The organism is Paenibacillus sp. FSL F4-0097 (genome assembly GCF_038593125.1).
Taxonomy (GTDB): domain Bacteria; phylum Bacillota; class Bacilli; order Paenibacillales; family Paenibacillaceae; genus Paenibacillus_AQ; species Paenibacillus_AQ odorifer.
This window is the reverse complement of record NZ_CP151965.1, coordinates 557,111-582,051: the sequence shown is the minus strand read 5'-3', so window position 1 is coordinate 582,051 and position 24,941 is coordinate 557,111. Positions and strand designations below refer to the sequence as shown.

General features: G+C 47.5%; 25 protein-coding genes. 6 read left to right on the top strand and 19 right to left on the bottom strand.

The genetic code is table 11. The annotated features are described in order from the left end of the window. Positions 1-3: 3 nt before the first annotated feature. The 5 genes from MHH86_RS02585 to MHH86_RS02565 form a co-directional block, all read right to left on the bottom strand. Positions 4-1,284 carry an ABC transporter permease gene (locus MHH86_RS02585; RefSeq protein WP_076101360.1) on the bottom strand — a complete coding sequence of 427 codons (1,281 nt, stop codon included), beginning with the start codon at positions 1,282-1,284 and terminating at the stop codon, positions 4-6. Beyond that, the gene (locus tag MHH86_RS02580) at positions 1,277-2,179 is read right to left on the bottom strand and encodes an ATP-binding cassette domain-containing protein (protein WP_036676693.1); all 903 of its coding nucleotides are present in this window, start codon (positions 2,177-2,179) and stop codon (positions 1,277-1,279) included. Before MHH86_RS02580 ends, MHH86_RS02585 begins: the two co-directional genes overlap by 8 nt. Positions 2,180-2,183: 4 nt before the next feature. Then, a complete protein-coding gene (locus tag MHH86_RS02575; RefSeq protein ID WP_036676691.1) occupies positions 2,184-3,113 on the bottom strand; it encodes an ABC transporter ATP-binding protein in 930 nt (309 codons plus the stop codon). A 19-nt stretch (positions 3,114-3,132) separates the two neighbouring features. Continuing rightward, positions 3,133-3,528 carry a GntR family transcriptional regulator gene (locus MHH86_RS02570; protein ID WP_036676688.1) on the bottom strand — a complete coding sequence of 132 codons (396 nt, stop codon included), beginning with the start codon at positions 3,526-3,528 and terminating at the stop codon, positions 3,133-3,135. Positions 3,529-3,589: 61 nt separating this feature from the next. Next, positions 3,590-4,318 carry a hypothetical protein gene (locus tag MHH86_RS02565; RefSeq protein WP_051490929.1) on the bottom strand — a complete coding sequence of 243 codons (729 nt, stop codon included), beginning with the start codon at positions 4,316-4,318 and terminating at the stop codon, positions 3,590-3,592. A 483-nt stretch (positions 4,319-4,801) separates the two neighbouring features. Here MHH86_RS02565 and MHH86_RS02560 point away from each other — a divergent pair, with 483 nt between their 5' ends. Next, positions 4,802-4,960, top strand: a complete 159-nt coding sequence (locus tag MHH86_RS02560; RefSeq protein WP_178420394.1) for a hypothetical protein — start codon at positions 4,802-4,804, stop codon at positions 4,958-4,960. 434 nt (positions 4,961-5,394) lie between these two features. On the opposite strand, the gene MHH86_RS02555 is transcribed toward MHH86_RS02560, so the two are convergent. From MHH86_RS02555 to MHH86_RS02525, 7 genes are all read right to left on the bottom strand, one after another. Beyond that, the gene (locus tag MHH86_RS02555; RefSeq protein ID WP_036682502.1) at positions 5,395-5,859 is read right to left on the bottom strand and encodes a DUF420 domain-containing protein; all 465 of its coding nucleotides are present in this window, start codon (positions 5,857-5,859) and stop codon (positions 5,395-5,397) included. Between the two features lie 26 nt (positions 5,860-5,885). Then, positions 5,886-6,806 carry a cytochrome c oxidase assembly factor CtaG gene (gene ctaG, locus MHH86_RS02550; RefSeq protein ID WP_076101359.1) on the bottom strand — a complete coding sequence of 307 codons (921 nt, stop codon included), beginning with the start codon at positions 6,804-6,806 and terminating at the stop codon, positions 5,886-5,888. Positions 6,807-6,891: 85 nt separating this feature from the next. Then, positions 6,892-7,218 (bottom strand): cytochrome C oxidase subunit IV family protein, encoded by a 327-nt coding sequence (locus MHH86_RS02545; RefSeq protein ID WP_036682505.1) that lies wholly within the window; start codon positions 7,216-7,218, stop codon positions 6,892-6,894. Between the two features lie 5 nt (positions 7,219-7,223). Next, entirely contained in the window at positions 7,224-7,850 is a 627-nt protein-coding gene (locus MHH86_RS02540) for a cytochrome (ubi)quinol oxidase subunit III (protein ID WP_076101357.1), read from the bottom strand. Further along, the gene (ctaD, locus tag MHH86_RS02535) at positions 7,847-9,694 is read right to left on the bottom strand and encodes a cytochrome c oxidase subunit I (RefSeq protein WP_051491246.1); all 1,848 of its coding nucleotides are present in this window, start codon (positions 9,692-9,694) and stop codon (positions 7,847-7,849) included. Before ctaD ends, MHH86_RS02540 begins: the two co-directional genes overlap by 4 nt. A gap of 126 nt (positions 9,695-9,820) precedes the next feature. Then, on the bottom strand, positions 9,821-10,867 hold the full coding sequence (gene coxB / locus MHH86_RS02530) for a cytochrome c oxidase subunit II (protein ID WP_076101356.1): 1,047 nt from the start codon (positions 10,865-10,867) through the stop codon (positions 9,821-9,823). A 403-nt stretch (positions 10,868-11,270) separates the two neighbouring features. Beyond that, the gene (locus MHH86_RS02525; protein ID WP_019913840.1) at positions 11,271-11,459 is read right to left on the bottom strand and encodes a hypothetical protein; all 189 of its coding nucleotides are present in this window, start codon (positions 11,457-11,459) and stop codon (positions 11,271-11,273) included. 470 nt (positions 11,460-11,929) lie between these two features. Here MHH86_RS02525 and MHH86_RS02520 point away from each other — a divergent pair, with 470 nt between their 5' ends. The 3 genes from MHH86_RS02520 to MHH86_RS02510 all read left to right on the top strand — a co-directional run bounded on the left by MHH86_RS02520 (position 11,930) and on the right by MHH86_RS02510 (position 14,421). Beyond that, entirely contained in the window at positions 11,930-12,919 is a 990-nt protein-coding gene (locus MHH86_RS02520; RefSeq protein WP_076101354.1) for a serine hydrolase, read from the top strand. Positions 12,920-13,012: 93 nt separating this feature from the next. After that, positions 13,013-13,351: a membrane protein gene (locus MHH86_RS02515; protein WP_036682511.1), complete on the top strand. Its 339-nt coding sequence runs from the start codon at positions 13,013-13,015 to the stop codon at positions 13,349-13,351. A gap of 113 nt (positions 13,352-13,464) precedes the next feature. Beyond that, positions 13,465-14,421: a diacylglycerol kinase family protein gene (locus tag MHH86_RS02510; protein WP_052096739.1), complete on the top strand. Its 957-nt coding sequence runs from the start codon at positions 13,465-13,467 to the stop codon at positions 14,419-14,421. A gap of 113 nt (positions 14,422-14,534) precedes the next feature. Here MHH86_RS02510 and MHH86_RS02505 read toward each other — a convergent pair whose 3' ends face one another. Genes MHH86_RS02505 through MHH86_RS02490 form a run of 4 tightly spaced genes read right to left on the bottom strand, consistent with a single transcriptional unit; the run spans position 14,535 to position 17,149 of the window. Then, positions 14,535-15,128, bottom strand: a complete 594-nt coding sequence (locus MHH86_RS02505) for a xanthine phosphoribosyltransferase (protein ID WP_076101352.1) — start codon at positions 15,126-15,128, stop codon at positions 14,535-14,537. 42 nt (positions 15,129-15,170) lie between these two features. Further along, on the bottom strand, positions 15,171-15,473 hold the full coding sequence (locus MHH86_RS02500; protein WP_038568522.1) for a hypothetical protein: 303 nt from the start codon (positions 15,471-15,473) through the stop codon (positions 15,171-15,173). Between the two features lie 25 nt (positions 15,474-15,498). After that, a complete protein-coding gene (locus MHH86_RS02495) occupies positions 15,499-16,317 on the bottom strand; it encodes a TrmB family transcriptional regulator (RefSeq protein ID WP_036682516.1) in 819 nt (272 codons plus the stop codon). Between the two features lie 40 nt (positions 16,318-16,357). Continuing rightward, the gene (locus MHH86_RS02490) at positions 16,358-17,149 is read right to left on the bottom strand and encodes a zinc ribbon domain-containing protein (protein ID WP_036682517.1); all 792 of its coding nucleotides are present in this window, start codon (positions 17,147-17,149) and stop codon (positions 16,358-16,360) included. A 204-nt stretch (positions 17,150-17,353) separates the two neighbouring features. Here MHH86_RS02490 and MHH86_RS02485 point away from each other — a divergent pair, with 204 nt between their 5' ends. Then, the gene (locus tag MHH86_RS02485; RefSeq protein ID WP_076218890.1) at positions 17,354-18,082 is read left to right on the top strand and encodes a GTP pyrophosphokinase family protein; all 729 of its coding nucleotides are present in this window, start codon (positions 17,354-17,356) and stop codon (positions 18,080-18,082) included. Positions 18,083-18,444: 362 nt separating this feature from the next. Here MHH86_RS02485 and MHH86_RS02480 read toward each other — a convergent pair whose 3' ends face one another. The 3 genes from MHH86_RS02480 to MHH86_RS02470 form a co-directional block, all read right to left on the bottom strand. After that, positions 18,445-19,596, bottom strand: a complete 1,152-nt coding sequence (locus MHH86_RS02480; RefSeq protein WP_076141851.1) for a YCF48-related protein — start codon at positions 19,594-19,596, stop codon at positions 18,445-18,447. Between the two features lie 138 nt (positions 19,597-19,734). After that, the gene (locus tag MHH86_RS02475; RefSeq protein WP_076101349.1) at positions 19,735-20,526 is read right to left on the bottom strand and encodes a hypothetical protein; all 792 of its coding nucleotides are present in this window, start codon (positions 20,524-20,526) and stop codon (positions 19,735-19,737) included. 33 nt (positions 20,527-20,559) lie between these two features. Further along, on the bottom strand, positions 20,560-23,646 hold the full coding sequence (locus tag MHH86_RS02470) for a DEAD/DEAH box helicase (protein WP_036682521.1): 3,087 nt from the start codon (positions 23,644-23,646) through the stop codon (positions 20,560-20,562). 463 nt (positions 23,647-24,109) lie between these two features. On the opposite strand from MHH86_RS02470, the gene MHH86_RS02465 reads away from it, so the two are divergent. Then, positions 24,110-24,874, top strand: coding sequence for a TspO/MBR family protein (locus MHH86_RS02465; protein ID WP_076146867.1), 765 nt, complete (start codon positions 24,110-24,112; stop codon positions 24,872-24,874). Positions 24,875-24,941 lie beyond the last annotated feature (67 nt).

The window sequence follows — 24,941 nt, the reverse complement described above, 5'->3', positions numbered from 1 at the left end:
TTCTTAGATCTTGTATGCTTTCATCGCTTTTCTGATTTCTTTAATACTTGGGCGTTTGCCGTACATCAGTACGCCGGTACGATAGATCTTGGCTGCCAGCCATCCGAAGATGAAGGTAGTCACAAGCAGGATCAGCAGCGATACAATGACTTGCCAGATCGCCACCTCACCGACACCAATTCGGAGCAGCATCGTCAATGGTGAAGTGAAAGGTACATAACTCGCTATCTTAACCACTAGAGTATCGGCATTGGAGATACTGAACAGTGGAACATAGAACGCTACGAAGCCTAACATCATGATTGGCATTACCGCCTGACCGAGATCCTCCGTACGGCTGACAATCGAACCTACAGCCGCATACATCAAGGCATAGAGGAAGTAACCTAATACGTACAAGACAAATCCATAGAGCAGCAAGTTAATATTGAGCTGGCCTAAATCGAGATCAAAATCAGCCAATACGGTTGCGTTATGCGGGAGCGTCAAATTGACGACGATCGCTGCGACAAAGATCCCAATTTGCAATATTCCTACTAGGAAAACACCGATAACTTTACCGAACATTTGCGCTAAAGGTGAGGCACTTGTAATGAGAATCTCCATAATCCGCGAGCTTTTCTCAGAGGTTATCTCAGCGGCAATCATGTTGCCTGTCATCATAATGGACATAAAGAACAACATAAGCATGGCATATACGATAATGTAGTTAATGGCCGGAGTGTCCTCCTGAGAGCTTTCACTGCCACCGCCTGCGTTAAGCTGTTGTGTAGTAATCTGCACTGGTGTTGACATTGCAGCAATCTGTTCAGAGGTCAGCTTGTCGCCAACGATGAATTGTGTGTTTGCTTGCTGAAGTGCATTTTGAAGATAAACTTGAACATCTCCGTTTAGTTCTCCATCATTACTGTGATAAGTAACGGGTGGAAGCCCTTCACCAGTAGGTTCTGCAAAAGTAACATAACCTTCTACTGTCTCTTCATCTAATGCTTTCTTTAACTCGGCATCATCCGCAGAAGCATATTGTACTATCTTAGCCTGTGGCATGCCCTCTGGCGCAGTATAAGCCTTCAACAATTCTGCAACCTGATTTCCCTCTTCAGCAATCACAGCAATTTGAGTAACTTCACTTTTGGCCGAATCACCCTTAAACTGATCGATGATATAGGGAAGATTCATCCCTATGCTGAGCAATAATACTAGAATCAAAGTAGTAATCATAAATGATTTCGTTCTAACTTTATTTTTAAAGGTAAAGCCGATAATTGTCCCCATCTTATTCATTAGATTCACCCACCGCTCTGATAAAGATTTGGTTTAACGTAGGTTCCTTGATTTCAAAATGCTCCACTTCACCCTGTGCTATCGCCTGCTGTAAAATACGCTGTGCTGCACCGATCTCACTGATCGATAACAGATACCCACGCTCCAGCCGTTTCACTGCTGTAACGCCTGCGATGGACTCCAGACCTTTCACCTCATTAGCTGTACGCAGCAATACTTCTTCCCGCGGGTAGCCATTCTTAATCGTGCGGATATCCCCTTGAACGACCGTATTGGAACGATCGAGAATCGTAATGTTACGGCACAGCTCTTCTACATGCTCCATCCGGTGCGTAGAGAAAAGGATACTTGTTCCCGAATCACGCAATTCTTTGACCGTATCTTTCAGCAGCTCCACGTTTACTGGGTCCAGCCCGCTGAAAGCTTCATCTAGAATCAGAATCTGCGGTTTATGAACGACAGCGGCGATAAAGCCCATTTTTTGCTGATTTCCTTTGGAAAGCTCTTCTATCTTTTTATTGTAATAATCCGGAACCTCAAATCGATCCAGCCAATAGCGCAAGCTCTTATCTGCATCACTAGCTGACATCCCACGCAGGCGGGCTAAGTAAACGATTTGATCGCTGATCTTCACCTTAGGATATAGCCCGCGTTCTTCGGGCAGATAACCCATAAGTTGCTGCAGTTCACTGTTGAAAGGCTTCCCGTTATACAAAATTTTGCCCTCATCAGGGTAGATTAGGCCGAGTACCATACGCATCGTGGTTGTTTTTCCCGCGCCGTTCGCCCCCAGTAATCCGTAAATTTCCCCTTTACCTACAGTTAGGTTAATTCCGTTTACTGCGGTTTTTTCTCCATATTGCTTAACTACACTTTCCAGCTTTAAGGCTTCCATTTCTCTAGTCCCCTCTCTTGTGGTCAATTAGAATAGGACGATGACCCTGTGTCCATAAACTTAATATTTCGTCCAGTTCCAAACTGCGGCTCTTGATAACCTTTACGCCCAAGTTATGAATGCGTTTCTCGTTTTCAGAAAATTGTTCTATGATAAAAGAAGCTACACCCGGTGTATCCATTGTAAAGTGCAAGCCTCCTGGCAACTCAGCCGATAACTCCGCAAGCTCCTCTTCATCCGCAGCATTCACCCAAACCTCGGTCCAAGCACCGAACAGACTGTCTTTTTCAGCCATGCCCAGCAGTTCTCCCCGATGCATAAGGACGATATAATCCGCCAGCCGCCGCACCTCATCCACAATGTGTGTGGAGATGATGATCGTTGCGTTGTTCTCATCCATATATTTACGAAGTGTCTCGATCATAATCTTCCAGGCAAAAGGATCAAGACCTGATGAAGGTTCATCCAATAGCAGCAGACTTGGCCGCGCCGCAAGTGCTGCAGCAATTTCGAATTTCCGGCGCTCCCCTTTAGACATCTTCGAAAGTCTCATATGATACGGAACCTCCAAGCGATCCATCAGCTCCTGAAAATATTGATCGTCCCAATTTGGATACCAATACTTCCGAAATCGAGCTGCCTCCTCTGCATTCCAGTGGTTCTCCTCAGTAATTGACGTTTCAGGAACATAGGCAATGGTCTGGCGAAGCTCCAGAGACAACCCGCTATCATACCTGTTCTCGAACCAATATATCTCGCCTTCCTCTGGATTAGTCAGCTGCATCAGCAGATTCAGCAGTGTGCTTTTGCCGGAACCATTCTGACCTACCAAAGCTGTAATATATCCTTTAGGCATATTCAGGGTCAGCGGCCCTATCGTCTTGTTTCGCCGCCGTTTAAGTACATTCCGCAATTCTATAGCCATCTGTACCATATGAGTAAGCGCCCCCCTCTCAATCCTTTTCTCTATACTTGCGTTCTACAATCTCCATAAAAATCTGTTCAAGTTCATCCTTGCTGCAATGTACCGATCGGCCGATATCCACTGCACTTTCAAGTGCTTTGCCAACCGTTTCCCGTTTATATTCTTCCATTGCTCCGTCACCTACATGGGATACAAAGGTACCTGTTCCTTGTCGCGTTCGCAGCAAACCTTCGTTCTCCAGATCCTGATATACCCGCCGCACGGTAATTACACTGCATTTCAGATCTCCTGCGAACTCACGAATTGAGGGCAGCAGCGTACCTTCTGTAATGACTCCGCTAATGATTAATGATCTAAGCTGAGTCTCTATTTGATGATAGAGGGGCTCTGCACTATTTTCGTTGATTTGTACCGGTATCCACATTATTTACACCTCGCCTTCCACTCTAGCGTGCTAGAGCGCAGTCCTTGCCATTTCCGATTTTTTATACGAGATTGCGACTTTTCAGCCGATGTATAGTCCATTTAGAGAATAATTGCACAGATATTGTCCCCAGCAGAAGTGACCCCCACATGATCGGAGATAACAACCCCCACTCCTTGGAATAGGAGATACTGTATAAGAACAAACTGCCTCCGCCCAGTGTAACTAGGAACGATGTTGCCCACGATAAAACTACGATAAGCAATGTTAGCCATAGATAAGCTTTGCCGCTAAAAAGATATTCAATAAAAATATATAGACCCGAGACCATGAATCCGAAGCCGAGCCAAGTAATCGCAAAAGCTATATACGAAGGAACCGCCAGTTCTGTCCGGAAATTCTCTCCTAACAAGTAAATAATACCGAAGAATAACGTACCATTTAGTGTAAAGGAGCCCACACCCTGAAGTTTCCTCCGCGATAATATTACTGCAGCTGGAATCGGTAAAGTCCGTAAGTAAACCAACATTTTTGTGTAAGAGTCTTCACTCCAATATTTCATGGAGCGGCGAGAGAATGTTAATCCCAATAAGGGGATAAAGGAGAGAAATAAGAAATCCGCTAGCATCGTCCGATCCTGCTCACCTAGTACATCATTTGCTATCAGGCTAGTCAGTCCACCAAGATAACTCATAAAAACAACTGTTATTACGAGGGTCCCTAATATTTTTAATTTGTCTCCGCGAAAATCAGAGCGCAACATAAACCATGAATCTTTTAATGTTCTCATCAATGCTAACCTCGCTTTACAATGTCTTCAGCGTCTAGCAGAAGCAGGTGTTCATATCCCTGTGCTTACTGTATATATCTATATACACAGTATATGACCTTAATTTTACATTGTCAATCCTGTAACTGGAAATTATTCAAAAGAAATAGGAGATTTGGGCAACCTCATACTTCAAGCTTATGAAGACACTCTCAGACGTTAGGTAACGCTTATTAATTGAGATTAACTACAATGAGGGGGAATTGAGGCAGAATGCTACGGGGCGAATGTAACTGGGATAATTGAGTTTATTAGATAATTGATTTCAGGAAATGAAGTAGTAAGAGCTCACTCTCTGCTTCTATGCAACGTGTTGGTGTGATGTGCGTTGAAGGAGGCGGGTGGTGAGTATCGGGGCGGATAGTGGTTCAGGTTCGGGTTCGAGTGAGGGCGGGGGTTTCGGATGTGGGATGCTAGTTCGGGGGTATGATGCGTGCGCGGCGAATGGTCCGGTTTCGAGGGTGGGGTGCTGGTTCGGATGCTGGTGCAATTTCAGATGCGAGGTACTGTTCGGCTGCTGATGCTTGTTTAGGTTTCGGAGTGCGGAATGCTAGTTCGGATGCTGGTGCGGTTTCGGGTGCGGGATACCGTTTCGGCTGCTAGTGCAGTTTCAGGTGTGGGATATGGGCGACTGCCGGACGGAATAGAAACATTAGGGAAAAACTCCCTAAAATCAGCCAAATAGAGCTTAGATTACGAGCTTTTAGGGAATTCCTCCCTAAAAATTCAGCTATTACTCTGTTATTGGGTTAATTCCATTCAATTTTAGGGAGGATTTCCCTAATTATGGCCTTTTTTAGCTAATTTCGTTCATTTTCAGGGAGGTTTTCCCTGATTACGTCTTTTTCGAGCTAGCTTCGTTCAATTTCAGGACAGATCCCGAAGCTCTACAAACCAAAATAAGCCCATCACCCGCAATCCCTACTCAGGAACATGCAGATATATAGGCTTATTTCATAACTATTTACGACTCTGCTACTCTAGTGCTGTTCATTCGCTCAACGCACTAAACTCTGTGCTCTATTCAAGCACTTATTTTACGCACCCAAAATAACTTCCCACACCGGCTTGGTGTGTCCACCTGGATACAAAACATACAACAGCACGTACACCATAACGCCTGTAATCGCTGTGATAAACCAAATTATCGATGTCACTCTGCCCCACTTACGGTGCTTGGAATACTTCGCCTTGAAACCAAGAGTTAACGTAGTAAGTCCGAATACCGCAGCTACGGTTGCCAGGACGATATGGAAGATCAGAAACACTTGATAAATCGTCTTCAGTTCATCCGGACCGCCCCATGAGGTATTCCCCACAAACAACGTTCTCGATACGTAAACAATAAAAAACAGCAGCGCAGCGATAGCGGCAGCAATCATCGTTTTCTTATGCGCCTCGCGTTTGCCCTTGATAATGAGCCACCAACCTATAGCCACCAGCACCGCGCTGAGCACGATGAATGACGTACTAATGGTCGGGAACACTGTGAAAATATCCATGATTCTCCCCCTCGGCAGTCTACCAGTTATGCACGGTTCAAGTTGCTCTCCTGAAGTGTTGAGGATGGCGTCGACAATTCATCGTCGTCTTGTCCGTTCTCTTTTTTATACCAATGATAGAACACATAAGCAAGCATAGAGGCAAAAATAAATTCCTGAATGAACTTCATCGCGATGCCTCCCACCTGTTGATCCACCTTCGGCGACATCACTTCAAAGAATGCAGGACCTCCAAAATTCTGAAGTAAAACAGTGGGGTCACCCGAGATACAATAGCCCATAGCACGCGCCCAAGTCTCTGGATCACTGTAAGTGGCGTAGAGCGGATGATCGGCAAATATAATCAGCCCGCAAGCTGGCGTCAGCAATACCATGTTCAGAAAAATAAACCCAATCTTCCCAAGCCCACTCGCCATACGATGTTCCGGCAGCGGATTAATCAGCGTCCACCACATTAAAGCAGAGGTCAGGAACAAAATAATGTAATAAATACGATGAACAGTAAAATGCAACATCACATAATCATGAATAACAGGAATATGGTACAAGGAAAAAAGTCCGTTAAACAATAGGGCAGCGACCACTGGATGAGCTAAAAAAGATAACCGCCGAAGCGGATTCACCTTTAGTATCCTGCGCCAGATAAAATCTGGAATTCCAAGCATAATCAGCGGCACTGCTACCAGATAAGACAAGGCCATACTGACCATGTGGAAGGAAAACATCATATGCCCTAAAAGGCTAATGGGTCCTCCTTGTGCCAGATAAAGGGCAAGCATCCCACAGACAAATAACGCTCTACGCCAAAATGGCACCGTAACTGAATCGGCATAACGCCCAGCAATCGGACCAATCCACACAAAATAACCTGCTGTCAGCAGCAGCATTACCGCTAGAAAAAGCGGACTCCATAGTTCAGCAAAGCTAAAGTATTCTAATCCCAGCATAATCCCAACCTCCTAGCGCAGGAATTCTTATATCTAAACATCAAAAAGAGGGGGCATCGCAGCCCACCTCTTTCATTATTGTCCGTTAGTTCCACCAAACCCAATACAGCGACATAACAATACAGGTCCCAGCGATAAAGAAGCCGCCCAGCATGAAGAGAATCGGCAGAAGATGCCCTTTATCTTTTAGGTGCATCCAGAAGCCCATCTGTACAATCACCTGAAGAACAGCCATTACCAGCAGCAAAATAATCGCAAAGGTTGCATTTACTCCCCCAGCCGCAACAGCGGCGAAAGCAATCAATGTTAAGACAATGGAGAAAATAAAGACAACAATATGTTTCTGTGGTCCTTCATGCCGATGACGTTGCTTATACCCGCCGCTATCTGGCATATGCTGATCCGTCGTCATAGTGCCTAGCCCACCTTTCCGAGTAGGTATACAACCGTAAAGATGAAGACCCATACCACATCGATAAAATGCCAGTACATGGCTGACACATACACTTTTGGTGCAGTAACTACCGTTAACCCCTTGCGGGCGAGCTGCCCGATCAAGATGGAGATCCAAGCGATCCCGAAGGCTACGTGCGCACCATGAAATCCTACCAGTGTGTAGAATGCCGAGCTGAATGCACTTGTGGTCATTCCGAATTCTTCGTGTCTTACATATTGAGTAAACTCATAGATCTCCAAAACCAGGAAACCTAAACCTAAGACTACAGTCACTAAAAGCCAATTCCGTAGCAGTGCCGGCCGATTTCTGTGCATCGCTTGAATAGCGAATACACTTGTCAGACTGCTAACCAGCAGGATGAATGTTGCAGCGGCTACTAGCGGCAGGTGAAACAGCTCATTCGCCGAAGGCCCCTCATTCGTCTGATTACGCAGTGCGAGGAAAGTAGCGAACAACGTGCCGAACAATACCGCTTCGCCGCCTAGAAACAACCAAAAGGCAAGAACCTTGTTGCGTCCTTCGAGCGTAGCTTTTTCCGGCTCGTGCGGAAAGGTATCCTTAGAAGCTTCTGCATGTGCCGTTGTCATGTCCGCTCACTTCCTTCCAGCTCTTCAGGTTCAATATGCCATCCGTGATCATCATACAGCGAACGCATCAGCATGGATCCAAATGTAATAATAAGACCGATGGCTGTAACGATATAATTATTAAACAGGAAGCTCATAAAAGCATTGCCGAATTCATCACGGCTAAACATAAAGCCAAGCCCAGCGATAAAAATTCCGATAGACATCGTAAACGGTAAAATCGTTGCCGACGGCATATGAATTGAGCCCACCGGCTCTGCTGGTGTCATGCCTTTATTCCCTGCTACTTTTTCTTTCCAGAAGGCATCAATCCCCCGAATAAGAGGTGTTTGCTTGAAGTTATATTCTGGCGGCGGTGAAGGAATGGTCCATTCCAATGTACGTCCATCCTCCCACGGATCATTGCTTGCATCCGCTGGTTTTCTGGAAGTCAGGAAGATGTTCACCAAGAAAATAATCATACCGACACCCATAAGTCCTGCACCGATGGTACTGACTAGATTCAGGAAATCAAATTGCTGATTAGGTAAATAAGTAAATACGCGGCGCTGCATCCCCATAAGCCCAAGGAAATGCTGTACAAAGAAGGTCAGATGGAATCCGATGATAAACGTCCAGAAGGTCCACTTGCCCAGCTTCTCACTCAGCATCCGTCCGAACATCTTCGGCCACCAGTAGTGCAGACCTGCGAACAGGCCAAGCACCAAGCCACCAACAATAACATAGTGGAAATGCGCTACGACAAAATACGTATCATGGAACTGAAAGTCAGCAGGTGCGGACGCCAGCATCACTCCAGTTACTCCCCCCATAGTGAAGGTAGGAATAAATCCAACAGCGAACAGGTTAGGGGTTGTGAAACGTACTTGCCCGCCCCACATCGTGAACAACCAGTTAAAAATTTTAATCCCGGTAGGAACCGCAATTAACATCGTTGATACGGAGAACAACGCGTTAGCTACAGGTCCAAGTCCAGTTGTGAACATGTGGTGAGCCCAGACCATGAAGCCTAAAAAGGCGATCAAGATGGTTGCAAACACCATGGAGCTATATCCGAACAGTCTTTTACGCGAAAAGGTTGGGATGACCTCGGAAATAATCCCGAAGGCAGGCAGAATGAGAATGTAAACTTCCGGGTGACCAAATATCCAGAAGATATGTTGCCATAGCACTGGACTTCCTCCGGCTCCAACTTCGAAGAAATTGGCTCCGAGAATCCGGTCAAATGTCAACAGTACTAAACCTACTGTTATTGCTGGAAAAGCAAACAAAATAATGGCGGAAGTGATAAATGTGGTCCAGGCGAACATCGGCATCCGCATATAGGTCATTCCCGGCGCACGCATCGTAATGATCGTGGCTAGAAAGTTAATCCCCCCGATGAGGGTCCCTAATCCGGCAATTTGCAAGCCGATCGTATAGAAGTCTACACCGTGTGTAGTGCTGTATGTACTCGTAGATAGTGGGGTGTAGGCGGTCCACCCGGCATCAGGAGCACCACCCATAACCCAGCTAAGATTCAGTAGAATCCCGCCGAACAGGAAGGTCCAGAAACCAAGTGCATTTAGAAAAGGAAAGGCTACGTCACGTGCACCGATCTGTAGCGGAATGACGGCATTCATGAGTGCGAAGATGACTGGCATGACGCCGAGGAAGATCATCGTCGTACCATGCATGGTTATGAGTTCATTAAACGTTTGTGCATCCAAAAAGTTATTCATCGGCTTGATGAGCTGCCAGCGAATCAGAAGCGCTTCAATTCCCCCGATGCCAAAAAACAATCCTCCGGCCCATAGGTACAAAATCGCGATTTTTTTGTGATCGACGGTAGTAAGCCAATCCATAAGTCCTGTATGGCGCTTCACACTGTGGCCGTGCCCCAGAGGCTTGGATGAATTCAAGGTATGCGCTGCTTGAGCCAAAGTTCGTCCCCCCTTTTCGAAAGTTCCGCCCGCCTTTAGGCTAAGGCATTAGTCCAGCTTATAGTTGGCCAGATACTCTGCAATGCCATCAATCTCAGCATCACTCAGGCCCAGATCTTTGGGGTTAGGCATCAGATTGCCTGGTTTTACGGATTGCGGGTCGTGCAGCCAGGTTTTGAGATTCTCTTCAATCGGCGCACCATCTTCCCTCGTGTCGTCGTTGAGCAGAATTCCAGCAATCGACTCCCGAGAACCAATTCCGGTCAAGTTCGGCGCATTATTAATCCCTTGATCGCCTACAGCGTGGCAAGTCAGACATGCCGCTTTGAACTTCTCAGCTAAAGCAGGATCCTCCGGCAGCACAGCGACAGGCGCTTTCATCGAATCAATCCACTTCTGAAATTCCTGTTCACTAACTGATTTCACCTTAAATTCCATCAATCCATGAGAAGGCCCACATAGCTCCGCACATTTCCCACGGTAAACGCCTTCATTAGGCGCACTAAAGCTAAAGCGGTTAATCGTTCCAGCTGGGTTGGTATCGATTTTACCGGAAAGAGAAGGGACCCAGAAGGAGTGCAGCACATCTTTAGTTTCCAGTTCAAAGGCGATATCTTTGCCCACCGGAATAATCAGATCCTGTGCTGTAGTTACCTTATAATCGGTATACTCAAACTCCCACCAGTATTGGTGGCCGGTTACTTTAACCTTGATCGCATTCTTGTCATTGGAATGATCATCTCCAGCGGCAAACACTGCTTTCACCGTTGGCACGGCCAGTACTACAACAAGGATAAGCGGAATAACTGTCCAGAGAATCTCAAGTTTAATGCTGCCCTCAACCTGCTCAGGGATTTCATTCTGACCCGGTCTTCTGCGGAAGCGGATCAGTACATAAGCTGCAATCGTAAAGACAATCAGCAGCACCACGATCATAATGCTGATCGACAGCTCCATTAATCCGTAAGATCTGTCTGCTGCAGGTCCCTGTGGTCTGAGTACTGACAAGTCCTCACGACCGCACCCGGCAAGAAAGAGTCCAAACATAGCGGTCATGGGAAGGAGTCGCTTTACAGCCTGCCACGTTTTCATCATTGATCTACCCCGCTTTTCCCGATTTCGTAGATTCCTGTTTTTTTCTGTCAATTATAACAATCACTATTAATATAAGTTTAAGGGAAAGTTTTGTCAATCGTTCACAACTAGTTCACATTGTAATTTTCGACACAATAAACCCTTGTCCCATCTGGATTTGATGGCATTTTATGAAAACGCAAACAAATAAAAAATAATAAAGAAAGCGCATACACTTTAAAATGTGTCTATTAATTCATTTGACTATTCTATGAGGAAGACTTTTCCTTATTCGTAAATGGGCATACAAAAAAAACCGATTCCAGCAACAAAAGTTGCTCGGGCACGGTTTATAAGAATCCTCGTGGATGTTATTACTCAAAATGATGTCTAAAGTTAAGCAAGTGACAAACGTATCTGTTAGCTAGGAGACGGATGAATTCATCCGTACCAACTCGTGTTCCACGACCATGGTCAGTTCCTCTTCATAGCCTCCTGTAATCCGATACTTTCGGACGTACTCCTTTACGAATTTCTTGGGATCTTTGGGCCGGAAAATGCGTGTCATTTCCCGTAGACTTTCCTTGACTTCGTTATGACCTTTACTTGCCATGATCAGTTCCCTCCCAAAACATTGAAAATGAATGCTCCGTTGTAGAGAATGCATGATGAAAAGTACGCCGTAACCTCGAATGCAAGTGAAGTATCCATTACACATACGTGGCTTGCACTATCCGTCAAAACGTGGAATCTAAAGCTATGTCTAGCCTTTGAAACACCGCCTTGCCGGTGAAGCAGGTTCGTCGTGATTTGGGCTGAGAGTAAGGACGCCTGATGAACGATAGCTCCTTGACACTTTTATTACCCGAAGAGCCACTTACTGAATCACTCCTTTCGGGCCTTATCGTTATATTGTATCATATTCCGGATTAACTTCCACCTTTCCTTGTAAAATGTACTATTTGGAAAATATTATTTTTTTACAACTCTCTTCGTAAGTCATATGTCTCCAAACTGGTTAAAATACAATAACCAATACAGCAAGTGAAACTGCATTTATCAACAAATGAGAAGGAGATCGTTATGGCCCAGCCTGTAATTCCCGTAATGACTACCGCAACGCCAGAGGACACAGCTACACGCCGGGAGGGTCTTGAACAAGCCCATCAAGTTATCCTAAAAGAATATCCCAAGATGCATAGCATGCTTATTGTGCGTCATGGAAAACTTATCTTCGAACGTTATTTTAACGACCATCATGCTGGAGCATTAAATGATCTCCGTTCTGCCACCAAAAGTTTTGTCAGCGTCCTTACGGGAATCGCTATCGGCCGTGGAGAGATGCCTGATCTCCATATTTCTGTGTCCGAGGTTCTTCGCAAGCATATTCCATACCTTCACTCCCCACATCTCTCAAAGATCACACTCCGTCATCTTCTTACCATGACTTCCGGTTTTAGCTGGATCACAGGGAAGAAGCTTGGTGAACCGCTCGTTCGGAACCTCCATCGCAGCCGCCGCTGGGGTTCCTTTGGCCTTAGCTTGAACATTATTCCAGAACAAATCGGCCAGTTCCAATATCGAAGCATCGACTCACATCTAATCTCGATGATGATTAGTGAATCTACAGGTCTTGATGCATTTTCCTATGCAGCACAGCATTTATTCACTCCACTCCGAATGGCTAATACCGCTTGGTTACCTAGCCCCGAAGGACATAGCATGGGTCATATCGGTTTGCACCTAACGTCTCGGGATATGGCTAAATTCGGAATTTGCCTGCTGAATAATGGAGTGTTTGCAGAGCAGCAAATCATCCCAGAACATTGGTTGCAGGATGCACTTACCACTCAAACTAAGGGATATCCAGCGTTTGGTGATTACGGATATCAGTTTTGGATCGGTACGATGAGCGGGCAGCCCTACAAGCTCGCCCACGGGCATGGCGGGCAGCAGATTCTGCTCTTCCCCAATCTGGATGCTGTAGTGGTCTTTACAGCAGAGAGCAAGACAAACAACTGGAAGAACCCACGCAAGCTGCTTGAAAAGTATGTTCTCCCTTCAATGAGCTAAACATACTTTTTCCTGACAAGTCATAGGCTTGTAAGGAAGAAGGATTCGAACAATCAAGCCCCTTCTTCTCCAAGCAGAAGGAGAGTGAGCCTATTGTCCCCTTTTAAATCATCTACCGGATTGCCCGATAATATAGCGGGCGCGTTGTGTTACTTTTTCCCTTTTCTCGGCGGCGTCGTCTTTCTCGCATTGGAGAAACGCAGCCGCTTTGTGCTGTTCCATTCGCTGCAATCACTGATTACCTTCGGAGTGCTGATGATCCTCCACGTTCTAACCGGATTGGTCCCTTTCCTCGGTCCCTTGATGAGTGCACTCGTCTCTCTCTGCAGCTTTGGAGTGTGGCTGCTAATGATCTACCATGCCTTAAGTGGCAGGTGGTACAAACTCCCTTGGGCAGGTGATATCGCAGAAAGTCAGATTCGCCATCTGTAATCCCCCCCCAAAAAGCAGTCCCTCTGATCGCTGAAAAGTATTCCCTTTTGCCCATCCACTCCTTACAATGTAGAAAGGGCATCAATGGAATTCTACAGGCTGGAGGAAATTATATGTATCTATTTATCATAAACCCACGTTCCGGCGGGGGAGCAGGCGGCCGGACCTGGCATACTGTAGAGGCGCTCATGAAGGAGCGTTCGCTGCCTTTCATGTCCTTGTTTACGCACAGCGTAGAGGGTGCAGAAGCCCTTGTTTTAAATACACTAAAGCATCGCGAGGATTGGAAAGCTGTGATTGTAATCGGTGGTGACGGCACGCTCCATAGCATTTTGGGTGCACTTTGCGGTAAAGATATCCCCATGGGCGTAATTCCTGCCGGCTCCGGCAACGACACCGCCCGGGGGTTCGGCATCCCGCTTTCGATAGAAGCCGCGCTGGAGGCCGCCCTTAGTGAGCGGTATATCGAAGCAGACCTGCTTTCAGGAGCAAACGGACTGACCGTAACAGCCGTTGCCAACGGCTTTGATGCTCAGGTGGCCGAGAATGTGAATGCCAGCCGTTACAAACGGCTGTGCAATGCCATTGGAGCAGGCCAGCTGGCGTATATCATCGGCATATTGCATACGCTGATGACGTTCAAGCCCTGCCGGGTAAGCGTAGTCTGCGACGGCACGGAGCATGCCTTCGAGAAGGCATGGCTGGTCTCGATCTGCAACCTGCCCAGCTACGGCGGCGGGCTTTTGATCTGCCCGCAGGCAAAGGCCGATGACGGCCAGCTCGACGTCTGCGTCGTGCACGGGTGCAGCCGCGGGCAGCTGCTGCGGCTGTTCCCTACGGTACTGAAGGGCAAGCATGTGGCGTTGCCCTTCGTGTCTATGCTGCGCGGACGTAGCGTAGCCGTAGGCTTTGCCGAGGCCCGGCCTGCGATCGGCGACGGCGAGAGCCTCGGCAAAGGGCCGCTGGCCGTTCGCTGCGAGCCGGGGGCGCTGCGGGTGCTCTCGCCGCTGGCGGCGGACAGCGTACAGCTGCCCGTCGACACTGCAGCGGCATGCGGCAGCAACGGGTAACCTGACCCGTGCATACCATACACACAAAAAACAGCAAGCGACTGGTTCATTACCAGTTCGCTTGCTGTTTTGTATATCCTATAGCTTTTGTTTGAGCATTCATTCCTAAAGCCTCAAACAAGAGGCTCTTCCTCGTCTTCCACGAAAGTGACTCTTCCGTCCTCCAGTGAAGCAATACGCACAAGTGATTCTACGCGATATCCCGCTTCCTGCAGCAGCCGATTCCCTGGCTGGAACGCTTTTTCGATCACAATGCCAATTCCAACCACACTTCCGCCCGCCTGCTCAACAATACGGGCAAGTCCGAAGGCGGCTTCACCATTCGCCAAGAAATCATCAACAATCAGCACCCGTTCTCCGGGAGCAATGAATTTCTTCGAAACGGTAATTTCATTCGTTTCTTTCTTCGTGAAGGAGTATACCTTCTCCACGTAAATGTCTTCTGTCAGCGTCAGCGATTTCTGCTTACGGGCAAAAATCAACGGAACCTCCAGCTCTAATGCTGTCATAATCCCCGGAGCGATTCCCGAGGATTCTATAGTCAGCACCTTCGTAATTTCTTCGCCAGCGAACCGGCGGATAAACTCACGGCCAACCTCGCGCATCAGGAAGGGGTCCATCTGATGATTCAGAAAAGAATCCACCTTGAGCACTCCTTGCCCGAGTACAATACCTTCTTTCAATACCTTTTGTCTCAACAGCTCCATAGTGCTCCTCCTTCTCCCATCATTAAATCCATTCTCCCCACATTACAGGCCTGTCGGCTTCTGAGGCAATAAATTTCCAACGATCGATTTTAAATTATGATCATCCTTGCTCTTTTCCTGACCGTTATCATAACCCGTAATTCGAATCTCCAAGAAATCTCCCGGATTTACCGGTTTAAAAATCAATTTCTCGCGGTCTTCCAGTCTCACGTTAAAATTCATATCCTTAAACATTTCGACCAGTTCTGCTTCTCCAGGAGATGCTCCCTTATCCAGAAACAATAGTCCACGCAATTTCTTAGGACCATCATTGTGCACCACTTCAAAATGAACGATACATTCCATGCTTCTCACCTCCCTATGATAATAACTACTGCGCCTGTTCTTCCCCATCATCGCCTTGATCATACATAACATATTTGCTATGAATTTTGCTGTAACGTTCTCCATAACGCTCTACTAATTCTGCGCCCATATCCTGCTCCAGCTCGAATAAGACCATTTCCTGTGTAAAATGATTCAACAGCAGCTCCACTAACACCGGGTGCTCTGTTACCACTGCTTGTGCGGATCCATCATCATAACGCATCCCCAGCATACACCAGCTCCGGTCGATCACAAATGAGAACTTCCGTCCATCCGCCCGCTGCGAATCTTTTCCGAATGACGGCCATACCGGGTAAGAGGCAGCAGCAGCATTGCCACCGTCAAAAGCCCATAAAAGCCTAACGCCACGCAGTTCGGCCTGTTCAAGTTCGCTCCGCAGAAGCGACGCTTCCTCGCGCCACATATCCACTACAATCTCCTGCTCTGCCATGTTAAGCTGGCGAATCAGCGCCCCCATTACATTGCGGTCGCCCTCTACATTATAAAAAGAAGGACTAACAGGCCCCCCGCGAGGCATCTCACTTTCCATATAAGCCAGCGAAGCTTGAACTCTTCCCGAGATCATCGTCGCCAGCTCCTCTGGATTGAGAACACTATACCGCGCAGGCTCTCCTTCACCACATCGTACATATCCCTGCTGTGTTAGGCGCTGAAGCGCCGCATACACATTTGATCTTGAAACTCCGAGCTGTTTGGCAACCTCATAGCCAGAAGCCTGACCTTTAGTCGCAAGCTCGACCATGATTTTGGACTCCATCTCCGTGAAGCCCAGATTGCGCAGATGCAGCAGCAGCTGTTCCATCTTGTTGTCCCCCTAAGCCCTAAGCTGACTGATATCTGTACTATATTTGCTCCGATCCACAACGCGGGCACCATAAGGAGCCCTTTGGCAATTCATTCCGACAGATTTGACACTTAATCATATCACGTACACCACTGTCCTGGGTGACTGCGGACTCCTCCTGATGTTCATTCGCATTCCAATCGCGGATGCGACGATCCAGCTCAAGCTGTCTTTGTCTTTCCCGTTCCAGCTGATCAGCATGTCTGCGATCCCGTTCAATGTCATGTTCGTTCGCCGCATATTCCTCCAATGGCAGCTCATCATCCTCTGAAGGCAGGATCTCAGAATACACCATACTTTGCGGATGGAGCTTCATTGCAATCTCCTTCTCTTCATCCGTTAGCTCATCTGCACCATAGTATTGATCCTCATCCTCTTCGTCCTCATCCACAGTTTTGACGAATACGGGCGGTGAAGGAATCTTTCTTGAAGTGGTTAGCTCCTCCAGCTTACTTCCACACTTTGGACAAAAGTTTGCATCGAGCGCCACAACATTGCCGCAAGAACATAACCGTTCATTTTTCAGTTCAGCAATCCTTGCGCGTTGGACTTCGATTTTTTCCTGAAGTTTGGAACAGGTCCGTGCCAGCTCTACCATTTTGCCTTCAGCTACCGACATATCCTTAGTGCGATACCCTTCATAAAAAAGCCTGCCCATTTTCGTGAATTCCACTTCCATCTCACGTTCAATATCGGAAATAAGCCCGTTCAGCTTGCCAATCTCAACAGAGCTTTGTGCTTTTTCAGTAACCCGGCTCGCACTATCTTTGATTCGTTTCATAAAACTCATTACAGTTCCTCCCTCTCCAGCGATACGTGATTCTATCATACCAAATGTATCGAACAGATTCATTAATGTGCTTTAATACGCGATTTAGCGGAGAATGTTCCTATAAATTCTTATTTTCACTGATTTCAGACGTTATTTTGCGTCAGGGGTTCTACATCGGTTAAAATAGAATTAATCACAAATAACGAAATTGGGAGAGTTTCAGTGGAAGAACATGACAGCACACAGCTTACGCTAAAACAGATGCAGGTACACGTTAAGGATCTGCAACATTGGCAGGATAACGAGGATTTCACAAATCTTATCAATGAGTTTAAGTCTCTGCCAGCACTCTATCGCCATGCACTAAATGATCTTGAGAATAAAATCGATGTGATCAAAACGGAATGGCAGGTCCGTGACGGCTTCAGTCCCATCGAACATGTTAAATGCCGAATTAAAGAACCCAAGAGCATCCTGCAAAAGATGGAGCGCAAAGGTTTCGAGTTCAACTTGGAAAATATGGAGCAGCACATTCACGATATTGCAGGTATGCGGATTGTATGTGCTTTTGTTAAAGATATTTACCGTCTGGTTGATCACCTCAGCACACGCGAAGACATTCGCGTATTGGAGATCAAAGATTATATAGCCCATCCCAAGCCGAATGGGTATCAAAGCCTGCATCTTATCGTCGCAATTCCGCTCGTCCTGCTGGAAGGAACACGCTGGGTCAAAGCAGAAATACAGCTGCGAACCCTAGCCATGGACTTCTGGGCAAGTATGGAACATATTCTGTATTATAAATTCGATAAACAGCTCCCTTCGCATGTTGCTGAGGAATTGAAGGATGCCGCACGCGCCGCCGATGAACTGGATCAAAAAATGCTGCGCCTGCGCCGTGAGATTCTGGAACTTGCAGAAGGGGAATCCCCTGCCGGCGGGCAGGTTTAAGCTTTCATATTTCTACATTTCTCAAAAAATAAGGGGATGTCTCATAAGCCATGACAATGGCTGCTGGGACACCCCCTTCTTTTTAATCGATTAGGCCGTTTGATCGATACCCTTCGCCGCCGAAGCAAGGGGTTATCAGACACAGCCGATCTTATTCACAGAATAATCCTCCATTTTGCATACTAACGGACCCCAAAGTCACTAACGGCATAAAAAACACCGGATCTGCGCCCTACTATATGAAATAGCTGCACTGGAGTCCGAAAACATGCTGGATAGGCGGTAAATGTGTGAATAACGCCCCCTGGGTCCCTAAGTCTCAACGGCTAATCATTACATCCGGCATTCCGCTGTATTCAGCCTCAAGGCTTGCCAACCAAAGGCTTCCATGTAACGCCACCATCTGTAGTGGTCTGTAGAAATTCAGGACCCGCCAGCCAACCGTTTTTCGGCGTAACAAACTGAATATTCTCTGCCTTCGTGAATAGCTGCGAAGTAGCAATTATCCTCCAGCTTACACCCCCGTTGACAGTCGCCACCAGTTTACCACCCTCCTGCAAGGCCCAACCTTCCCGAGCGTTCAGCCATGTTGTTCTCACCGCCTCAGTACCGAGTAATTGAGGGCCCGGCTTCCATGTCCTACCTCCGTTATCACTTATGTAAAACACCATACTTCGAATCCCATCGTCAACAATCTCCAGCGGCAGGATGCCTTTCATATTGTCTTTGCCTGAGAATTTAGGTGGATAACTATTACTGTAAGTAAATGCTGCCATAGCAGCCGGCTTCTTTAATTGTTCCGGCTTCCAGCTCTTCCCGCCATCCGAAGTTCTGAACGTTAAAATGTATTCTTGCCCATGGTTGCTGGAGGTGATCCAGCCATTCCGGGAATCCTGAAAGGTCATCCCTGTTGGATAGGCTTTAATACTCCCCGTTAGATTTCCGATTCGCTTCCAGCTGTTCCCGCCATCTGTCGTGCGATACAAGGATTTCTCCATCATCCCGAGACCAGGTTCTGAATCCAGCAGCACATACCCGTTATTCACATCGATAAAATGAATAAATCCGCCACTGTATCCTTGCTCCCAATCCTCCGTGACGGGAAGTTTTGTCTCCTTCCAGGTCTGGCCCTGATCAGAGGTATGATAGATCAGGACAGATTGACCCATACCATGACTACTTATAATCCAGCCATTTGTGGCATTCAGGAAAAAGCTTGCTGCGGCAAAGATGCCTGTTTCTTGTGGAATAGGAACGATATTGCTGTCCGGATGGTACCAACTACTCCCTCCATCGTTCGTAGTCCATAATCCAGTCTCGTCTATTCCCCACCCATGCTTTATGTCATTCATGCTAAATTTAGCAGGATACCCCTGCAAAGAATTCATATCCGTCTTCAGCTCAGCGGTATTTGTCCCAATACTCGAATCTAAACCAAACTTATCGTTTACCATGCAGGATTGCAGAAATAACCCGGCAATGATTATCGGGGCAAAAACGGCATATAGTCTCAAATGAAATCCTCCTTTTTCCATTTCCTTCTATTCTATAATCATAGACAGAGTTTAATAGTAAAAGGTTACAGAAGCTTTACACAAAGAAGCCGCCTCCTCAGATAGGATGCGGCTTCTCTACACTCCACTGCTGTTTAATTACGCCTTACTTGCTCGACGGGCAGCAGCTTCTGCTACTCGATTCATAATCAAAGTTAGGCCTTCTAGCGCCTTAGGTGTCTGAGGCAGCAAAGCTCCCCAGTCTTCCGTTACCGCTGCTACTACCGGCGATGAAGGAAATGGCCTAGCCGTAATCTCATGGAACTGCGGTCCCGGCTGGTGAAGCGAACCTTCAGCAGCCGCTTCTGCAAGCCATTCTCCAGAGGAAATTGCGGGGCCCTTGCGCTCTAGCCGTGCTAATTCCGTTGCAAGCTCACTAACGGGGGCTGCCTCTGTCTCAGAATCATCGGCGGCTATATCACTTTCAGCCCAAAGGGCAAATATTCCATCCAGGAGTTCTCCCTTAGTAAATCCTCTCAGAGAAAGCGCCAGCAGCGGTTCTTCAGCTAGTCGTTCTTTTATAAGCTGCAGAGTCTCCGCCTGATCCTCTAACCCTTCACCCTCAAAGAGGGCCTGCTCCAGCTCTGTATCTGTAGGCAGAAGATCCAGTTCCGCCAGCCCACCCGTTAATCTCCCCTGCAACAATGCAAATACCTCATCCGGACTTAGCGCCAGACGCCGCAATATTTCTTTTCTACGGGCAGCATGCCAGACTGGAACCTTCAGAGAGAGAGGTCGCTCCGGTCTTTGTCCCTGAGGAACAGCAGAAGTACCGACATTCCATTCACCCTTTGCCCGCGACCCTCCCGTCACTCTCCCGGGCGAAGTCGTCCATGCTGCTTTTACTAATCCAGGCACAACTTCCAGCCGCATCTCTAACAGTTCACTCATTGTTTGATCCCTCCGTATTGCTCATGTCTTTCCTTACATCCAATCCTGATCCTGCAGTTCAATAAGCTCCTTCAGTTCATGATTAGACATCTCGGTCAACCATGTTTCACCAGAACCAACAACCTGCTCCGAAAGGCTTTTCTTCCGCTCAATTAATTCGTCAATACGTTCCTCCAGTGTTCCTTGGCAAATCAGCTTATGAACTTGAACATTCTTATCCTGTCCAATTCGGAAAGCCCGGTCTGTCGCCTGATTCTCCACTGCCGGATTCCACCAGCGATCGTAATGAATAACATGATTGGCCCGGGTTAAGTTCAAACCTACTCCACCCGCTTTAAGAGATAACACGAAGAAGGATGGACCCTTGCCCTCTTGAAAATCATGCACCATCTCGTCACGCTCTCGTTTTGGAATCCCTCCGTGAAGGAACAATGGCGATGTACCATAACGCTTAGTAAGCTTGCTCACCAGCAGCTCGCCCATCGCTACGTATTGCGTAAAGATCAACACAGATTCGCCAACTTCAGCAATACTATCCAATACCTCGAACATAACCTCCATTTTACCGGAATGTTCATTACGCGGACTCCGACCTTCTTCTTTCCGGAATAGCTGAGGATGATCGCAAATCTGCTTCAGCTTCGTCAGAGAGGATAACACCAGTCCACGGCGAGCCATACCACTGCTCTCCCCGATCACGCCGAGCATTTCATCCACAACACCCTGATACAGGGCAGCTTGGGTCTCGGTCAGCGGGCAATAAGACTTCAACTCCAGCTTCTCCGGTAAATCTTTAGAAATATCCGGATCACTCTTCAGACGCCGCAACAGGAAGGGTGATACCAAGCGATGCAGCTCCCGCAGACGCTCCCCACCCTCCCCAGACACATAACGCTGCCGGAAGGAATGATAGGTTCCTAAATAGCCCGGGTTTAAAAAGTGGAAAATAGACCATAACTCGCCAAGTCTGTTCTCTACCGGAGTACCCGTCATAGCTATGCGATGCGGCGCTGATAACTTCATCACACTCTGCGCCTGCTTCGTACGGTGATTTTTAATATATTGAGCTTCATCCAGCACCACTGTTGACCACTGAACATTAGCTAAATCCTCGCTGTCACGCCCTGCCAAGTGATAGGTCGTCAGTACGATATCATGACTGGTTGCCAGTTCTAAGAAGCTATCTCCCCGAACACGGCGTCCACCATGATGTATGTGTACATTAAGCGAAGGAGCAAAGCGCTGCAGCTCCCGCTGCCAGTTGCCAAGAAGCGAAGTTGGGCAGAGAATCAGCACAGGCTCCTGCTTCTCTTCAGGGGGAGCACTTAACGCCCGGTCCAGCAGGCAGGTGATAACCTGCACCGTTTTACCTAGACCCATATCATCGGCGAGACATACCCCAAAACCCAGACCACTGAGCTCGGCCAGCCACTGATAACCCCGCTCTTGATAAGGTCTTAAAGTTCCATGCAGACCTTCAGGTACGGGACGCACCGGAAGATTACGTAATACATCTCCGCGCATAAGCGATGCCAACAGCCCGGATGTCTCCATCCCAGTGACGGACATTCCTTTCCAGAGCCGATCTTCACCATCCTCGGCTTCTAGGCGCATCCAATCCGCGGCAGTCATTTCTCCGTTTTCATGGCGTTTCATATATCTAAGAACCTGGCGGATTTCTTTAGGATCTATCTCGATCCATTCCCCGCGGAAACGTACAAAAGGTACGCCAGCCTCTACTAATGCGTTTAGTTCTTCCTCACTAATCGCACTTTCTCCAAGCGAGGCCTCAATACGGAACGAGATCAGCTCTTCCATACCCAGAGCCGCGGGCGCAGGACTATCGCCCCCGTTCACGCCTGGCTGCATTTTCATCTTCATGCCAATGCGGCGGCGTCCTTCACGGCTCCAGCGCGAAGGCATCTGCACCGTTATTCCCCGATCGCGCAGCTGCTGCACCGTCTCCTTCAAAAAGAAATAAAGACGTTCTGGTTCCAAATCTGCCCCCGTAGGCGCAGGCTTAGCAAGAGCGCGCTGGATATCCGGCGATATCTTCGCAGCCCGGCCCAGCGCTATAAGCAGCTGCTGCTGGATATTGCGATAGCGTTTCCCCCATAACGTAAACTCTCGTTCCTTACTGCTCCAGATCGATTTGGCGGGAAACCAGAATTCCCCTTCTTCCTTATTCTCCGCCCAGAAGGTTAACCGCCAGACTTCATTATTGTCTTCTGGCGGCTCCAGCCGTAGCCCAAGACCCAGCTGCCCGCTCCGCGCTTCCTCTGGCTCTGAATGTGGCACATCGCTGCCAGCGGTCTCGTTCACAGTGACCAAAAGGTCCGTCACCTCTGCTGGAGTTCCTTGCACGGGTATATCTCGGCTTCCAGTGAGAAGGCTATTCCACCACAGTTCAGTTAAAGGAGAATAACCCCGGCGATAATTTGCTTTATAAGGGGTTAACTCACTTTCAATGCCCGCAATTACCTTTTTTATCTCAGCAGTCATTACAGCCTGCATAAAGGAGTAAAGCACATAAGCTCCAGCCTCATCGCGAGAGGATAGATCCCCTGCCTCTGCGATATGCGTTCCTAGTGCAAGAACAGGCATGGATGCTGCCAGCTGCAAAAAGATCTCTTTGTCCTCCTGCTTTCGGAAAGCTGGCGACCAGCAGACTGTCGCCGCCTGTTCTCCGCCGCGGCGACGTGAGCCCACGGGGCGTGGTGGCAAGGCTCCCGGCGTAATCCCGCCTGTACCCATCAGCTCCAGCGCAAAACGTGCCGCTGCTGCCCAGTAACGCAGTTCGCCGCCTGGCTCCACTCCCTGATCTCGGCATAACGTCTCATCCCATGCCAGAAGCAGTTGAAATGCATCGCTAGGAACCAAGGCGAGCCCTTCGAACGTTCGTCCGGGCAATCCGCGCCGGGCTGGCTTCCCCTCTACAGGGGGAGCCGGATATTTCACTTCTGCCAGACGCAGAGCAGCAGTTGCAAAAGGACGCACTCCTCCCTGTAGCTCCATCCGCTTCACTACGCGAGTCCAAGCGTCAACCTTCGGCTCCGAAGTTTCGCCAGAGAAGCAAAATAAAACGTCCCCTAACCATATTGCATACAGATGCTTAGTCATCGGTGATCTCCTGTCTTTTAAGCAAGCAAAAAAAGAACCAGCCCCCCACCATCAGGAAGGGTAACTGCAACCTTTTCCGCGAGAAATAAATTTTGAAGCTATACAAGTAGAAGCCGCCTCTTCCTCTTTTAGAGAGGGGATGCGCTCCTGCGGTAAATATAAGGATAAAGAACTAGGACAAAACTTATATTTTCTTGAATCTTCATCTCTTCATCTTATACGAAAAAGCGCTGATTTAAAAACATTTCTGCATATTTTCTGTAGATTTTTATGAAATAAAGTTGAAGGATATAGAAACACCCAGTAATTTGATTCATTTAAAATACCCCGCACTACTGCCCTGCTATCCAAGAATGTTATGACTCACTAGTCACTTCTTTTCTTTTTATAGTCTTAATTGTGCCAAAAAGGGGTATATTCTAAATAAGCAACACCCTATTAAAAAAGCTAGGGAGTGAATAATTTGAGACGTTATAATCCTTATAAATGGTGGAACCTCGTATTCTTTGTGGGTGTAATTATCGTAAATGTGCTGGCGGTAACCTTGCCTTTGGGCGGAAACAGTACAGGAGAGATCTCTGACAAATATAAGACTTACATGACTCCTGCTGGCTATGCCTTCTCCATTTGGTCGCTGATTTATTTATTGTTAGCCGGTTTCGTTATTTATCAATTCCGCTCCTATACAAGCTCTAGGGATTCTGTACGAGTTATTTCGTTCTGGTTTATCCTGAGCTGTGTTTTTAATATGAGCTGGCTTTTCCTCTGGCAGTATCTATACATCGAGCTTTCATTGATTGCCATGGTGTTAATGTTAATTTCAATCATTGTTATCTATCGCAAATCGCGCCAGATCGCAAATCCTACTTCAGGTGAGAAATGGTTGATCAAGCTACCCTTTAGTATATACCTTGGCTGGATCTCTGTGGCTACTATCGTGAATGTTAGCGTTGTTCTGGAGAAAAATCATTGGGATGGATTTGGACTTAGCGGGATAACCTGGGCTGTGATCATGCTCTGCGTGGGGACACTGCTTGCGGTGTTAGTCAGCTATCCTAACCGAGACAGCATCTATCCTCTGGTCTTCGTATGGGCTTTCATCGCGATTGCCCTGGAACATAGAGAGGCTAATGCAGTCTTTGTGACGGGCACAATAACGGCAGGTCTTCTGCTGCTCTACAGCATTTGGCTATTGCTCACACCCCGCAGAAGATACAGCAGATACTGATTGTCCTTTTGATATTATAAAAAGGCAGGCTCAGAAGGTGATCCTTCTGAGCCTGCCTTTTTTGTAG